13 protein-coding genes are annotated in these 13,795 nt (G+C 57.7%); 6 read left to right on the top strand and 7 right to left on the bottom strand.

Going from position 1 to position 13,795, the window contains the following annotated elements:
- Nucleotides 1-33 precede the first annotated feature (33 nt).
- Nucleotides 34-564 carry an invasion associated locus B family protein gene (locus tag ACSQ13_RS17185; protein ID WP_176248817.1) on the bottom strand — a complete coding sequence of 177 codons (531 nt, stop codon included), beginning with the start codon at nt 562-564 and terminating at the stop codon, nt 34-36.
- A 175-nt stretch (nt 565-739) separates the two neighbouring features.
- On the opposite strand from ACSQ13_RS17185, the gene ACSQ13_RS17180 reads away from it, so the two are divergent.
- Entirely contained in the window at nt 740-1,720 is a 981-nt protein-coding gene (locus ACSQ13_RS17180; protein WP_295513147.1) for an asparaginase, read from the top strand.
- Nucleotides 1,721-1,792: 72 nt separating this feature from the next.
- On the opposite strand, the gene serB is transcribed toward ACSQ13_RS17180, so the two are convergent.
- Nucleotides 1,793-2,668, bottom strand: coding sequence for a phosphoserine phosphatase SerB (gene serB / locus ACSQ13_RS17175; RefSeq protein ID WP_176248815.1), 876 nt, complete (start codon nt 2,666-2,668; stop codon nt 1,793-1,795).
- 156 nt (nt 2,669-2,824) lie between these two features.
- Between serB and ACSQ13_RS17170 the strand changes: the two genes are divergently transcribed.
- From ACSQ13_RS17170 to ACSQ13_RS17160, 3 genes are all read left to right on the top strand, one after another.
- A complete protein-coding gene (locus tag ACSQ13_RS17170) occupies nt 2,825-3,964 on the top strand; it encodes a phosphoserine transaminase (protein ID WP_295513149.1) in 1,140 nt (379 codons plus the stop codon).
- A gap of 81 nt (nt 3,965-4,045) precedes the next feature.
- Nucleotides 4,046-5,641 (top strand): phosphoglycerate dehydrogenase, encoded by a 1,596-nt coding sequence (gene serA / locus ACSQ13_RS17165; RefSeq protein WP_295513150.1) that lies wholly within the window; start codon nt 4,046-4,048, stop codon nt 5,639-5,641.
- A 170-nt stretch (nt 5,642-5,811) separates the two neighbouring features.
- Complete coding sequence (locus ACSQ13_RS17160; RefSeq protein WP_295513152.1) at nt 5,812-6,546, top strand: metallophosphoesterase family protein; 735 nt, start codon at nt 5,812-5,814, stop codon at nt 6,544-6,546.
- A gap of 58 nt (nt 6,547-6,604) precedes the next feature.
- Here ACSQ13_RS17160 and tdh read toward each other — a convergent pair whose 3' ends face one another.
- The 5 genes from tdh to ubiE form a co-directional block, all read right to left on the bottom strand.
- Entirely contained in the window at nt 6,605-7,648 is a 1,044-nt protein-coding gene (gene tdh, locus ACSQ13_RS17155) for an L-threonine 3-dehydrogenase (RefSeq protein ID WP_176248811.1), read from the bottom strand.
- Nucleotides 7,645-8,832: a glycine C-acetyltransferase gene (locus tag ACSQ13_RS17150; protein ID WP_295513154.1), complete on the bottom strand. Its 1,188-nt coding sequence runs from the start codon at nt 8,830-8,832 to the stop codon at nt 7,645-7,647. Before ACSQ13_RS17150 ends, tdh begins: the two co-directional genes overlap by 4 nt.
- 92 nt (nt 8,833-8,924) lie before the next feature.
- A complete protein-coding gene (locus ACSQ13_RS17145) occupies nt 8,925-9,491 on the bottom strand; it encodes a helix-turn-helix domain-containing protein (protein ID WP_176249052.1) in 567 nt (188 codons plus the stop codon).
- A 114-nt stretch (nt 9,492-9,605) separates the two neighbouring features.
- Entirely contained in the window at nt 9,606-11,138 is a 1,533-nt protein-coding gene (gene ubiB / locus ACSQ13_RS17140) for a 2-polyprenylphenol 6-hydroxylase (protein WP_295513156.1), read from the bottom strand.
- 1 nt (nt 11,139) lies between these two features.
- On the bottom strand, nt 11,140-11,892 hold the full coding sequence (gene ubiE / locus ACSQ13_RS17135; RefSeq protein WP_176248808.1) for a bifunctional demethylmenaquinone methyltransferase/2-methoxy-6-polyprenyl-1,4-benzoquinol methylase UbiE: 753 nt from the start codon (nt 11,890-11,892) through the stop codon (nt 11,140-11,142).
- An 88-nt stretch (nt 11,893-11,980) separates the two neighbouring features.
- On the opposite strand from ubiE, the gene mutM reads away from it, so the two are divergent.
- Nucleotides 11,981-12,832, top strand: coding sequence for a bifunctional DNA-formamidopyrimidine glycosylase/DNA-(apurinic or apyrimidinic site) lyase (gene mutM, locus ACSQ13_RS17130; RefSeq protein WP_295513157.1), 852 nt, complete (start codon nt 11,981-11,983; stop codon nt 12,830-12,832).
- A gap of 64 nt (nt 12,833-12,896) precedes the next feature.
- Complete coding sequence (locus ACSQ13_RS17125) at nt 12,897-13,673, top strand: enoyl-CoA hydratase (RefSeq protein ID WP_176248806.1); 777 nt, start codon at nt 12,897-12,899, stop codon at nt 13,671-13,673.
- Nucleotides 13,674-13,795: the final 122 nt, after the last annotated feature.

Genomic DNA, 13,795 nt, shown 5'->3' with positions numbered 1-13,795 from the left:
ACTGGCGAGGCCCTCTAAGATATCGCCCAAAGCCTAGCCGCCGCAGCGCTTTGCCGCGTCTTCAACAGCTGCGGTAAAGCCCAGCAATGAAAATGTGTCTTTGGTCTGTGTGCCGCGACCGGAACGGGCCGTCATGATGGCGCTCGCCCCCCGCTTCATCGCAGTGATGATCTTGTTGTCATCCTCGGGGGTTGCAGGCCACGCCCATTCACCTTCGGTGAACAATTCAAACGTGGTGCCGCTGATATCCATGTTTACGGTCGATCCAGATGCAAAGGGATAACCGCCTGTGAATGCAACCTGACCCTTGGCCCCCGCACTGGGGCGGTAAAAAACCATCAGCAATGTCTGGCCACGGTTCACAGCAACAACGCGCCCGTCCCGCGAATTCACCATTTCCTTGGGCGTTGAAACACCCCAGCATTCGGTCGGATTGTCTTCGACGAAAACGCTCCAATCGGTTTCCGCAGCAACACGATTAGTGCTTTGCGATTGCGCCATCGCGCCACCCGCAGCGAACCCCGCAAGGGCTGCGGCCAAACCAATTGTTCTTAACTTCATCATCTACCTAGGCCTCCAGCCGCCATTATCCTCAACATTTCCATCAACTCCACCGGCAGCCTTTCGGGAGGCGCTCTTTAAAGGAACTGTATTTCTCTCGACAACAAGCATATTAACGCCAAACAGGCGACCTGCGAAACCCTGATTGGCAGGAATTCGCCCAACAAAAGGATGAAAGATGACACAACCGGCCCCCTTTGCAGAAATCTGGCGCGGCACCTTCCTTGAAAGCGTGCATTCGGGCCATGCGGTTGTGTGCGATGAAAAGGGCCAGATCGTCCACGCCTGGGGAAATCCCGAGGCCGTCATCCTCCCGCGGTCATCCGCCAAAATGATACAGGCTCTGCCTCTGGTGCGCTCTGGCGCTGCGGATGCGATGGGCCTGGGGCCCCAACATCTTGCGCTTGCTTGCGCCTCACATCAGGCCGCCAGCCTTCACACGGGGATCATCGGGAAATGGCTTGATACCATGGGCCTTGGCGACAGCGATTTTCGTTGCGGCTCCGCCGTTCCAGGCGACATGGATGCACGCGACGCCCTGATCCGCGCCGATGAAAAGCCCTGCCAAATTCATCATGAATGCTCGGGCAAACATGCAGGCTTCCTGACGTTGAACAAACATCTCGGCGGCGATGCGGATTATGAAAAACCCGACCACCCCGTACAAAAGGCCTGCCTCGAGGCATTCGAAGGTGTCACAGACCTGACCTCCTTCGGATACGGGATCGACGGTTGCTCCGTGCCGAATTTCGCGACCACATTGCACGGCATGGCCCGCGCGATGGCGCATTTCGCAGCAGCCCCCGATGGCTCGGCCGAGGCAAGACTGCATCAGGCGATGCGCTTGCACCCCGAACTCGTCGCCGGTGAAACCCGCGCTTGCACAGATCTCATGCGGGCGATGAACGGCAAAGTGGCAATAAAAACAGGCGCAGAAGGGTTCTTCATCGCGATCCTGCCCGAACAAAAACTTGGCGTTGCCCTCAAAGCGTCCTGCGGCACTGTGCGGGCCTCGAACTGCGCCATCGCCTCAATTCTGGTGAAACTTGGGGCCCTCGACCCCAACCACCCAGAGGCGCTGAAATACCGCAATGCACCAATCGAAAACCGCCGCGGCATTATTACTGGCAGCATTAAACCCGCCGCAACCTTCGCTTAAAACACGCGGTGCCCCATTTCCAAATGGTTAAGAATCCCGGGGTATGGGGCAGCGCCCCATGCACCTCTCCGCCTAAACGACAAACTCGTTCTTGGCATAGCCCTGCACATACAGCAGCGCCGTCAGGTCACCAAAGTTGACCCGGACATCACATTCCGCGGCCACCACCGGTTTGGCATGCAACGCAACACCCATACCCGCGCGGTGCAACATGCCCAGATCATTGGCACCATCGCCAACAGCCAGCACATCCGCTTCTGCCAGGCCAAGCCGTTTCGTGATGTCGTCCAACGCGTCGACCTTGGCTTGCTTGCCCAGAATTGGCTCAGCAACCTCACCCGTCAGTTTGCCTTCACTGACCAGCAGCGTATTCGCCCGGTTCTCGTCAAACCCCAACGCCTTGGCCACCGATGACGTGAACGCCGTGAAACCGCCCGAAACAAGCGCCGCATAAGCGCCGTTCGCCTTCATCGTCGCCAAAAGGGCCCGCCCGCCCGGCATATAAGTGATCCGCTGCTCCAGAACGCGGCCGATCACGGCTTCTTCCAGACCGGCAAGCAGGCCAACCCGCTCACGCAATGCCCCCTCGAAATCCAGCTCGCCGTTCATGGCACGCGCTGTGATATCCTTGACCCGCGCGCCCACGCCCGCCTCATCTGCCAATTCGTCGATACATTCCTGCTGGATCATCGTGCTGTCCATATCGGCCAACAGCATTTTTTTGCGCCGCCCACTCGCTGGCACAATGATCAAATCAACACCCATACCCTGACATTCGGCCCAGATATCCCAGCGGTTCCCCGGCATTCGCATCATATTGAATGTCGCGGCCTCGTCGGGGGCCAGCCAGATCGCGTCCCCGCCGCCCCAGGCATTGCGCAGGCTATCGACCAACGCAGCCTCCAGCTTTGGTCTTTGAGGAGAGGTTAACAAAGTCACACTATGCATCGTCGAGTTTCCGATCCGCGTCAGAGCTGTCGTAAAAAGCCAATCAAGCGGCGTTCTAGCGATATTTTCCGGCTTGTGCCAGACCGTCCGCACCTCTAGATGCAGCGATGGGACACCCTTCCCCAACGAAGGGCGCTTATCTGAAAGGGTAGCTAAATGGCTATTACAGTACCTACCACGCGACCAACGAATCCGCGTTTTTCCTCCGGCCCCTGCGCCAAACCCCCCGCATATGATCTGACCAAGCTTGCAAGCGCGCCATTGGGCCGCAGCCACCGTGCTGCACCGGGCAAAGCCAAGCTGCTTGCCGCGATCGAGACAACGCGCGAGATTCTCGGCGTGCCTGCGGATTACAAAATCGGCATCGTGCCCGCCTCCGATACCGGCGCTTACGAGATGGCCATGTGGACCATGCTGGGCGAACGCCCCGCTGAAATGGTCGCCTGGGAATCATTCGGCGCTGGCTGGGTCACTGATGCCGTCAAACAGCTGAAAATCGAACATGCCGTCCACACTGCCGACTACGGCCAGATCGTGGATATGGCGTCGCTCAACTATGACAACGACGTATGCTTTACCTGGAACGGCACCACATCCGGTGTGCGCGTTCCGACCGGTGATGTGATCCCCGCCGATCGCAAGGGCCTGACCCTGTGCGACGCGACCTCTGCCGCCTTCGCGATGGACCTGCCCTGGGACAAGCTGGATGTGACCACCTTCAGCTGGCAAAAAGTGCTCGGCGGCGAAGCGGCGCATGGCATGCTGATCCTCAGCCCGCGCGCGGTTGAACGGCTCGAAAACTACACGCCTGCATGGCCCCTGCCCAAGATTTTCCGCCTCACCAAAGGTGGCAAGCTGATCGACGGCATTTTCAAGGGTGAAACCATCAACACGCCTTCCATGCTGTGTGTCGAAGATTACTTGCTGGCGCTGGACTGGGCGAAATCTGTTGGCGGCCTGCAAGGCCTTATCGGTCGCGCCGATGCCAACACCGCCGCGATTGCCGAGTTTGTGCAAGACCACGACTGGATCGATTTCCTTGCCACCGATCCCGCGACACGGTCCAACACATCTGTCTGCCTCAAGTTCACAGATGACCGTATCGCTGATGGCGCTGCCTTCGCCAAAGCCGTTGCAAAACGCCTGGCCGACGAAGATGTAGCACTGGACGTTGGTGCCTACCGCGATGCCCCTCCGGGCCTGCGCATCTGGTGCGGCGGCACGGTTGAAACCTCGGATATCGAGGCAATGCTGCCGTGGCTTGCTTGGGCGTTTGAGTCCGAAATCAACGCATAATTCCGGGTTCCCCGCCCTGCGCCGCGCGTAGGGTGGGTGCCAACCCACACCCCCCTTCTATTTAAAAAAGGAGCGCCAAACATGGCCCCCAAAGTTCTCATTTCCGACAGCCTGTCCGAAGCCGCCGTTCAAATCTTCAAAGACCGTGGCATCGAGGTCGATTTCCAGCCTGATCTGGGCAAGGACAAAGAAAAACTGGCCGCCATCATCGGCGACTACGATGGCCTTGCCATCCGCTCGGCGACCAAAGTGACCGAAGCGATCCTTGCAAATGCGAAGAACCTCAAGGTTATCGCCCGCGCCGGTATCGGTACAGACAACATCGACAAAGACGCCGCATCGAAAAAAGGTGTGATCGTCATGAACACGCCTTTCGGCAACATGATCACCACCGCCGAACACGCCATCGCGATGATGTTCGCCGTGGCCCGTCAAATCCCCGAAGCCTCTGCATCGACCCACGCCGGTAAATGGGAAAAGTCCAAGTTCATGGGCGTCGAGCTGACAGGCAAAACCCTTGGCGTCATTGGTGCGGGCAACATCGGTGGCATCGTGTGCGACCGTGCGCGCGGGCTGAAGATGAAAGTCGTCGCCTATGATCCCTTCCTTGGCGAAGAAAAAGCCAAGAAAATGGGCGTCGAAAAGGTCGAGCTTGACGAATTGCTGGCCCGCGCTGATTTCATCACGCTGCACGTCCCCTATACCGATCAAACCGCCAACATCCTGTCCAAGGAAGCCCTGGCCAAGACCAAAAAAGGCGTGCGCATCATCAACTGTGCCCGCGGTGGTCTGGTAGACGAAGAAGCCCTGGCCGAAGCGTTGAAATCCGGCCATGTCGCTGGTGCTGCCTTTGACGTGTTCAAAGTAGAACCCGCAACCGAAAACGTTTTGTTCGGTCTGCCAAACGTGGTCTGCACCCCACACCTTGGTGCCGCCACGACCGAAGCTCAGGAAAACGTGGCCCTGCAAGTCGCCGAACAGATGTCCGATTACCTACTGACAGGCGCTGTTTCCAACGCCTTGAACATGCCATCGGTTACAGCTGAAGAAGCCAAAGTCATGGGCCCATGGATCACTTTGTCCGGCCACCTTGGCGCGTTTATCGGCCAGATGACGGACGAGCCGATCAAGGCGATCAACATCCTGTACGACGGTCAGGTATCTGAAATGAACCTGAACGCGCTGAACTGCGCGGTTGTTGCAGGCATCATGAAACGCGCGAACCCCGATGTGAACATGGTCAGCGCACCTGTGGTTGCCCGTGAAAAAGGCATCCAGATCAGCACCACAAACCAGGACAAATCCGGCGTGTTCGACGGCTATGTCAAGGTGACGGTCGTGACCGAAAAGCGCGAACGCTCCATCGCGGGCACCGTGTTCTCGGACGGGAAGCCACGTTTCATCCAGATCAAAGGCATCAACATCGACGCCGAAATCGGCGCGCACATGCTGTACACCACCAACGAAGATGTCCCCGGCATCATCGGCACATTGGGCCAGACCCTGGGTGCCAACGGTGTGAACATCGCGAACTTTACCTTGGGCCGCTCGGCTGCCAAAGGCGAGGCGATTGCGCTGCTCTACATCGATGACGCTGTATCTCCAGCCGTGATCAAGCAATTGCAAGACACAGGCCTGTTCACCCAGGTCAAAGAGCTTGAGTTCGACGTTTCCTAAACGCCTCCAGCATGATTTCTCCAAAGCGCCCCCTTCAAGGGGCGCTTTTTTCGTTCGGCCCGACAGCCTCCAAACCGCAGCCGTCAAATCAGACAGCACCAACGCCAGCCCGGCTTCCCCTTTTCCCGCAGATCAGGCATCATAAGACCAAGCAACAAGGAAATATGTTCATGTCCACGCCCATCTATGCCGTCGGTGATATTCACGGCCAACTCGACGACCTGCACCGCGTGCTGGAGTTGATCGAAGCAGACGGTGGCAAAGACGCCGAAATCGTGTTTCTGGGGGATTACGTCGATCGCGGCCCCGACAGCAAAGGCGTCGTTGATCTGCTGATGACAGGGATCACCCAAGGCCGTAACTGGACCGCCATCCGCGGCAATCATGACCGGTATTTCACCCGTTTTCTGGACGACCAAACCGTCTTCGATCCAGCCACCCGCGCAGATCTGTTCTGGATGAACCCACGCTTGGGCGGGGATAAAACCCTGATTTCATATGGCGTTGTCGGCGAAGATTACGCGCCCGTCGACCCAATCCATCAAGCAGCGCTACAGGCGGTGCCGCAATCACACCGCGATTTTCTGGATAACCTGCCGAATATTCACATCACCGATCACCTGATTTTCGCCCACGCAGGCCTGCGCTACGGCATTCCGATCCAGGATCAAGTCGAAGACGATCTGATCTGGATCCGCGGCGACTGGCTGACCGAATATCACGATTTCGGCCGCCCCGTCGTGCACGGGCATACCGCCGTCGACTATCCCGAACACCACGGATACCGCATCAACCTTGACGCTGGCGCGGGCTATTTCAAGCCGCTCCAAGCGGCAGTTTTCGAAGGTCAGGACGTCCATGTGATATCCGAAAAAGGCAGGGTGCCGCTCCGCCCCGCAAGCTAATTCCAAATGGACTTAATCCCGGGGGAGTCGCGGCATCGCCGGGACGGGGGCTGGCCCCCTAAACCCCGGTCCAGTCCAGAACCACCTTGCCGGACAAGCCCGATTTCATCGCTGCAAACCCGGCCTCGAACTCATCCGCACCAAAGCGGTGGGTGATGATCTTGGAAACATCCAACCCGTTTTCGAGCATGGCAATCATCTTGTACCATGTCTCGAAAATCTCGCGGCCATAGACGCCTTTAATGGTGATCGCCTTGAACACGATCCGGCTCCAATCCACCGGCGACTTGCCGGGGGGAATCCCCAGCATGGCAATGCGGCCCCCCATGGTCATCGCTTCGACCATTTGGTCCAGCGCCATCTGGTTGCCTGACATTTCCATGCCGACGTCAAAGCCCTGCTTCATCTTCAGCTTTGCGATCACATCATTCAGATCTTCTTTGGCGACGTTGACTGGCGTCACATCCGCAACCTGCGCTGCCAGTTCCAGACGCGCAGGATTAACATCCGTGATCGCAACATGGCGCGCACCGACATGCCGCGCGACCGCTGCGGCCATGATACCGATCGGCCCTGCACCGGTAATCAACACGTCCTCGCCCACCAGATCAAAACTAAGCGCTGTGTGAACAGCATTGCCAAGCGGATCAAGGATCGCCCCGATGTCATCGGAAATCTCGTCCGGCAGCGGCACCACATTGAACGCGGGCAGACGCAGGTATTGCGCAAAGGCACCCTGTTCGTTCACGCCAATGCCCCGCGTTGCCGGATCAAGATGAAACTTCCCCGACCGTGACTGGCGGGATGTCTTGCCAATCAAATGCCCCTCGCCGGAACATCTTTGCCCAATGGTCAGATCAGTGACATTGCGCCCCAACTCCACAATCTCTCCGGCGAATTCATGGCCTGTGATCAACGGCACAGGCACGGTTTTCTGCGCCCATTCATCCCAGTTCCAAATGTGAATGTCGGTGCCACAAATACCGGTCTTGTTGACCTTGATCAGCACATCATCCGGCCCGATTTCGGGAACCGGTGCGCGGGTCATCCACAAACCTTCGCGCGGCTCCGATTTACACAGCGCTTTCATCTGGTTGCTCATGACAAAACCCCGCAGGCCTTGCCCGCGACCTCGAAGGCGACAAGCGCGCGGTCCAGTTCATCCTTCGTCAACGCAGCGTTCATCTGCGTTCTGATCCGCGCCTGACCCCGCGGGACAACCGGAAAGAAGAACCCGCTGACATAGACGCCTTCCTCGAACAGTTTGGTCGCCATATCCTGCGCCAATTGGGCCTCGCCCAACATCACCGGGATGATGGGATGTTCACCAGGCAACAGATCAAAGCCCAGATCGGTCAACCCCTTGCGCCAATAGGCAGCGTTCTCAAACAATCTCGCGCGCAGATCATCGCCCTTCTCGACCAGCTCAAGCGCCTTGATACCTGCCATCACGATAGACGGCGGCAGGGAGTTCGAAAACAGATAGGGGCGCGCGCGCTGGCGCAGCAGATCAATCACAGGCTGCGGCCCCGCGATATAGCCACCGATCGCACCGCCAAGCGCCTTGCCCAGCGTCCCCGTCAGAATATCCACATCCACACCGAAATGTGCCGGCGTCCCTGCCCCTTTCAGCCCCATAAAGCCGGTGGAATGGCAGTCGTCGACCATAACGAGGGCTTCGTATTTTTCTGCGAGGCGGGTAATGTCCGGCAGATTAGCCAGATAGCCGTCCATGCTGAACACGCCATCCGTCGCAATCATGATGAACCGCGCCCCTTCTTCACGGGCAAGCTTTAGCTGTCCCTCAAGGTCGTTCATGTCGGAATTGGCATAGCGATAGCGCTTGGCCTTGCACAGGCGGATGCCGTCAATGATCGACGCGTGGTTCAAACTATCCGAGACGATTGCGTCTTCGGGCCCGAAAAGCGGTTCGAACAAGCCGCCATTGGCATCGAAACACGCCGCGAACAGGATCGAATCATCCTTGCCCAGAAACTTGGCCAGCTTCTGTTCAAGTTCGCGGTGGATATCCTGGGTGCCACAGATGAACCGGACCGACGCCATGCCGAACCCTCGGGGGCCCATGGCATCCTGGGCTGCTTTGATCAGGTCGGGGTGATCGGCCAACCCTAGGTAATTATTGGCACAAAGGTTGATGACATGCCGCCCGGCGACATCAATAATGCCCGACTGGGGCGAGGTGATCATGCGCTCGCGCTTCATCATGCCTTCCGCCTCGATTTGCGCAAGTGTGGCTGTGACGTGGTCGAGATAAGTCTGGGTCATGATGAAGCTCCTTTTCAGAACTTCTATCATAGCGGATTATTTTCCGGAACAGGGGAAATCCTATATGACGGATTTATTCCTGTATTTTGGAATCAAGCATTCTGAACGACCAGAAATGCCCGAACGGCCCCGCCTATTGCCGTAATCGCATGGGGAACGTCGGCAGGATACCGCGCCGTGTCGCCAGTGTTGATCGTGCTTTCGGCGTCGCCGCTTTGCAGGCCTGCTGTGCCCTGGATAACTGTCAGATGTTCGCGGGCACCGCGGGTATGGGGCTGGCTGTCCAGTTTCCCGCCCGCATCGATCAAAAGTTCGTAAACTTCGTGCTTACCGGCCTCTTCGGGCGGAGAAAGGATGCGGATGTGGCATCCCGTTCCCAGATTATGGATCGTGGGCACTTCGGCGGCGCGCAAGATTTCGATCTGGGCCGGAGTTTGAGTGCTGTCCAGAAGTCCCGCAAAATCGACCTGCAAGGCCCGTGTCAGGTTCCACAATGTTGCGATTGTCGGGCTGCTTTCGCCACGCTCAATCTGGCTGACCATCGACCGGGACACGCCCGAAAGCTTGGCCACGGCATCAAGGCTGAGGCCTTGTGCAGTACGGGCCGATTTGAGGCGCGAGGGCAATTGGGTAAGAATAGCGTCAGGGTTATCCGTCATAGTGGATAACTGCACGTCGGGCATCCCCCCTGTCAATGGCTGTGTTTTTTGCAAAGCGCCGGGGGTTTTGCACCCCCGGACCCCCGCAGGATATTTCCGAGCCAGAGAAGCCGGTTAAGAGAACCGGTCGGCAAAGGCCGCAAGAGCCATCGCGCCGAGAGCGCCCAGAAGTGCGGCAAGGGCGATCCAGCGTTTGAAGCCTTTTCGCGGCGGTTCGGCTTCTTGTTGTTGCCGGATAAGCGCTGCTTCGACCAAGGCGGGCAAGCGCGGGCCGAAACGGGCCAGAACGCGGGCGGTATTGGTAAGGTCGCGCACGACGGCTTTGGGACCGATGGATTTGGAAATATAATCGGTCACAATCGGGCTCGAGACTTGCCAGATGTTGATATGCGGGTTGAGAGAGCGCGCCACGCCTTCGACCACCACCATTGTACGTTGTAGCAAGATCAGTTCGGTGCGGGTTTCCATGCCGAAGCGTTCTGTTACCTCGAACAGATAGGTGAGCAGTCGGGCCATTGAGATACGTGTGGCATCCATGCCGAAGATCGGCTCTCCGACAGCGCGCAGGGCACGGGCAAATTCATCGACATCTTTGTCGGCTGGCACATAGCCTGCTTCGAAATGCACCTCGGCCACGCGTTTGTAGTCTTTGCGGATGAACCCGAACAGGATTTCCGCGTAGACGCGGCGGGTGTATTCGTCGATGTGGCCCATGATGCCGAAGTCATAGGCGATAATGTTGCCGTTCGGTGCTACCTTGAGGTTGCCCTGATGCATATCCGCATGGAAATAACCGTCGCGCAGCGCGTGGTTCAGGAACAGTTGCAACACACGGTCCCCGATGGCGACGCGGTCGTGACCTGCGCCATCAATCGCAGCGTTGTCGCCCATCGGTACACCGTCAGCCCATTCCAGGGTCATCACACGGCGCGCAGAAAATTCCCATTTGATCGCGGGCAGTTGGAAGCCTTCGTCATTCTTGGTGTTGGCGGCAAACTCGGACGCGGCAGAGGATTCAAGCCGCAGGTCCAGTTCTCCGCGCACGACGCCATCGAAATGCTCAATCACCTCGGTCGGGCGCAGGCGACGTGACCCGGGGGAAAACAGTTCAACCATGCGCGCGGCAAGATAGAAGGCGTCGACATCCTTGCGGAATGCTTTCTCGATGCCGGGGCGCAGGACCTTGACGGCCACATCTTCGCCGGTTTCGGCGATGGTGGCACGGTGTACCTGCGCGATCGAGGCCGCAGCCACGGGTTCGCTGAAAGTGGAAAAGATCGCATCGACCGGCAGGCCGAGTTCTTTTTCGACTTCGGCTTTGGCCTGCTCGATTGAAAATGGTGGCAGTTTGTCTTGGAGCACGCGCAATTGAACGGCCAGTTCATCGCCCACCACATCGGGGCGGGTCGACAGAACCTGACCGAATTTGATGTAGGCCGGGCCAAGGGCGGTTAATGCGCGGGTCGCGGGCGGCATTGACGGATCACCCGCATAGCCCAGAAATTTGAACGGTTTACCAAGCGCCTTGGCCACGAAGCGCAGCGCCGGGGTCGCGTCGAATGCATCCAGCACGACATTCATGGCACCTGTACGTTCAAGAGTGGCACCGGTGCGGACAAGCCGCCAGATATTATGTGGTCCGCGCATTTTAGATTTTCCAGCCTGAATGAAGTGCCGCGACGCCCATCGTCAGGTTGCGGTATTTAGCCTGCTCGAAACCGGCGGCCTTGACCATGCCAAGGAACGTTTCCTGATCGGGGAAATTTCGAATAGATTCAACAAGGTACTGATAGCTGTCACGGTCGTTCGCGATCAGTTTTCCCATCCGGGGAATCACGTTGAAGCTGTAGAGATCATAGGCTTTTTGCATCATCGGGTTCGGCAGCTGGCTGAATTCCAGCACCATCAGACGGCCACCGGGGCGCAGCACACGGTAGGCTTCGTTCAGGGCCTCTTGGGGGCGGGTGACGTTGCGGATGCCAAAGCTGATTGTGTAGACGTCGAATGTGTTATCCTCGAACGGCAGCGCCATTGCGTCGCCCACGACCCAATCAAGGCTGTCGACCATCGCCGCCGCTTCGGCACGTTTGCGCCCCTCGACCAGCATGGGTTCGGTCAGATCCAGCACTGTGGCATGGCCCGATCCGGCGCGTTCAAGAAACTTGAACGACACATCACCGGTGCCGCCGGCCACATCCAGCAGCTTTTGACCAGCGCGCGGGGCCAGCCAATCCATCATCGCTTCTTTCCAGATGCGGTGGATGCCGACGCTCATGACATCGTTCATGATGTCGTATTTACTGGCGACAGAGTTAAAGACACCCTGCACGCGCCCGGCTTTGTCGCCTTCGGCCACGGTTTCAAATCCGAAGTGGGTGGTTTTGTCGCTATCGTTTGTCATGGGGTCTTGTGGTCCTTTGATCTGCACCTTTGTTATAGGGCGTAGGGGGGCGGGTACAATGCGCCCCTTTTGTCACAGGGGAAACAACATGCCTGAACTGCCAGAAGTCGAAACAGTGCGCCGCGGCCTATCCCCCGTGATGGAGGGACAGGTCATTGCGCGCGCCGATGTGAACCGGCCCGATCTGCGCTGGCCCTTTCCACCAGACATGGCTGCACGGCTGACAGGTCAAAAGGTGGAACGGCTGCGCAGGCGGTCGAAATACATTCTGGCTGATCTGTCATCGGGGGAATCATTGCTGATTCATCTGGGCATGTCGGGGCGGATGCTGATTTCGGGTGATCCGTTGGGGCAATTCGTGCATGACCATCCGTCACCTGAAAAGCACGATCATGTGGTGTTCCACATGGCGAACGGGGCGCGGGTCACCTTTAACGATCCGCGCCGTTTTGGCGCGATGGACCTGCTGAATACGCAAACCGCAGGCGTCCATAAATTGCTGTCCTCGATCGGGCCAGAACCCTTGGGCAATGATTTTCACGAGGCGCATCTGGTGGCGGCCCTAAAGGGGCGCAACATGCCGATCAAATCCGCGCTTTTGGATCAACGCATCGTGGCGGGCCTTGGAAATATCTATGTATGTGAAACGCTTTACCGGGCGCGCATTCATCCCGCACGCAAGGCCGGGCGCATTTCGGCGGCGCGAGTCGCAGGGCTGGTGCCGATCATCCGGCAAGTGTTGGACGAGGCAATCACCGCAGGCGGATCAACCTTGCGCGACTTCAAACAAGCGGATGGCGAATTGGGTTATTTCCAGCACAGCTTTGACGTCTATGGCCGCGAGGGGGAACCTTGCCGCACAGAAGGATGCAGCGAAGATATCGGTCGAAACGTTCAGTCGGGAAGATCATCGTTCTACTGTGCGCAATGCCAAAGATAACTTGAAACGCCACGCGCCCGTGATATTCACATGTTTCAAAGTGTAACAAGCGAGAGCATTCTTGATGGCGTATGAAACAATCACGGTCGATGTAGATAATCACGTAGCACTGGTTACGTTGAACCGACCGGATGCATTGAATGCCCTGAATGACGAGCTGATGAAAGAGCTCGCCGATGCGATGAAAGCAGCGCAGGACAATGAAAAAGTCCGCTGTATCGTCATCACAGGATCTGAAAAAGCGTTCGCAGCAGGCGCCGATATTGCCATGATGCGCGACAAAAGCTTTGTTGATGTGTTCGCGGGCGATCTTTTCACCCCGGAAACAGACCAGATCATGCGTGTTCGCAAACCGATTATCGCCGCAGTGTCGGGCTATGCGCTTGGCGGTGGCTGCGAATTGGCGATGATGTGTGACTTTATCATCTGTTCCGAAACCGCGAAATTCGGCCAGCCCGAGATTAACCTGGGCGTTGTTGCCGGTATCGGCGGCACCCAGCGTCTGACCCGTGCGATTGGTAAATCCAAAGCGATGGATATGAACCTGACCGGCCGTTTCATGGACGCCGCCGAAGCAGAGCGCGCAGGTCTGGTATCGCGCGTTGTGCCCGTCAAAAAGCTGATGGAAGAAGCCCTGGCCGCCGCTGGCAAGATCGCCGAGAAATCCATGATCACCACGATGGTTGTCAAAGAAGCGGTGAACCGCGCCTTTGAAGTACCGCTTCGCGAAGGTCTGTTGTTTGAACGCCGCGTCTTCCATTCGCTGTTTGCGACCGAAGATCAGAAGGAAGGCATGTCTGCTTTCCTCGAAAAACGCGAAGCACAGTTCCGCGACAAGTAAAAACGCCTTTGCGGGTTTGCAAAGCGCATCGGGTTGGACTATAGGCAACCCCAATACATGCGCGTGCAGCCCGCTCAGGCTAGAATCACCTTATCGGATATTGGCTCCGGTCTTTGGGTTTG

This window comes from Sulfitobacter sp. SH22 (assembly GCF_965641905.1).
Lineage (GTDB): Bacteria > Pseudomonadota > Alphaproteobacteria > Rhodobacterales > Rhodobacteraceae > Sulfitobacter.
The sequence above is the reverse complement of the archived record's forward strand: the minus strand, read 5'-3'. Positions and strand labels throughout refer to the sequence as shown.

Bases quoted from the DNA above. Each gene is read 5' to 3' on its own strand.
- ACSQ13_RS17150 (WP_295513154.1), bottom strand. From the start codon at position 8,832: ATGACCCAGACTTATCTCGACCACGTCACAGCCACACTTGCGCAAATC.
- ACSQ13_RS17145 (WP_176249052.1), bottom strand. From the start codon at position 9,491: ATGACGGATAACCCTGACGCTATTCTTACCCAATTGCCCTCGCGCCTC.
- ACSQ13_RS17125 (WP_176248806.1), top strand. From the start codon at position 12,897: ATGGCGTATGAAACAATCACGGTCGATGTAGATAATCACGTAGCACTG.
- ACSQ13_RS17180 (WP_295513147.1), top strand. From the start codon at position 740: ATGACACAACCGGCCCCCTTTGCAGAAATCTGGCGCGGCACCTTCCTT.
- tdh (WP_176248811.1), bottom strand. From the start codon at position 7,648: ATGAGCAACCAGATGAAAGCGCTGTGTAAATCGGAGCCGCGCGAAGGT.
- ACSQ13_RS17170 (WP_295513149.1), top strand. From the start codon at position 2,825: ATGGCTATTACAGTACCTACCACGCGACCAACGAATCCGCGTTTTTCC.
- serB (WP_176248815.1), bottom strand. From the start codon at position 2,668: ATGCATAGTGTGACTTTGTTAACCTCTCCTCAAAGACCAAAGCTGGAG.
- serA (WP_295513150.1), top strand. From the start codon at position 4,046: ATGGCCCCCAAAGTTCTCATTTCCGACAGCCTGTCCGAAGCCGCCGTT.
- ubiE (WP_176248808.1), bottom strand. From the start codon at position 11,892: ATGACAAACGATAGCGACAAAACCACCCACTTCGGATTTGAAACCGTG.
- ACSQ13_RS17160 (WP_295513152.1), top strand. From the start codon at position 5,812: ATGTCCACGCCCATCTATGCCGTCGGTGATATTCACGGCCAACTCGAC.
- ACSQ13_RS17185 (WP_176248817.1), bottom strand. From the start codon at position 564: ATGATGAAGTTAAGAACAATTGGTTTGGCCGCAGCCCTTGCGGGGTTC.
- mutM (WP_295513157.1), top strand. From the start codon at position 11,981: ATGCCTGAACTGCCAGAAGTCGAAACAGTGCGCCGCGGCCTATCCCCC.
- ubiB (WP_295513156.1), bottom strand. From the start codon at position 11,138: ATGCGCGGACCACATAATATCTGGCGGCTTGTCCGCACCGGTGCCACT.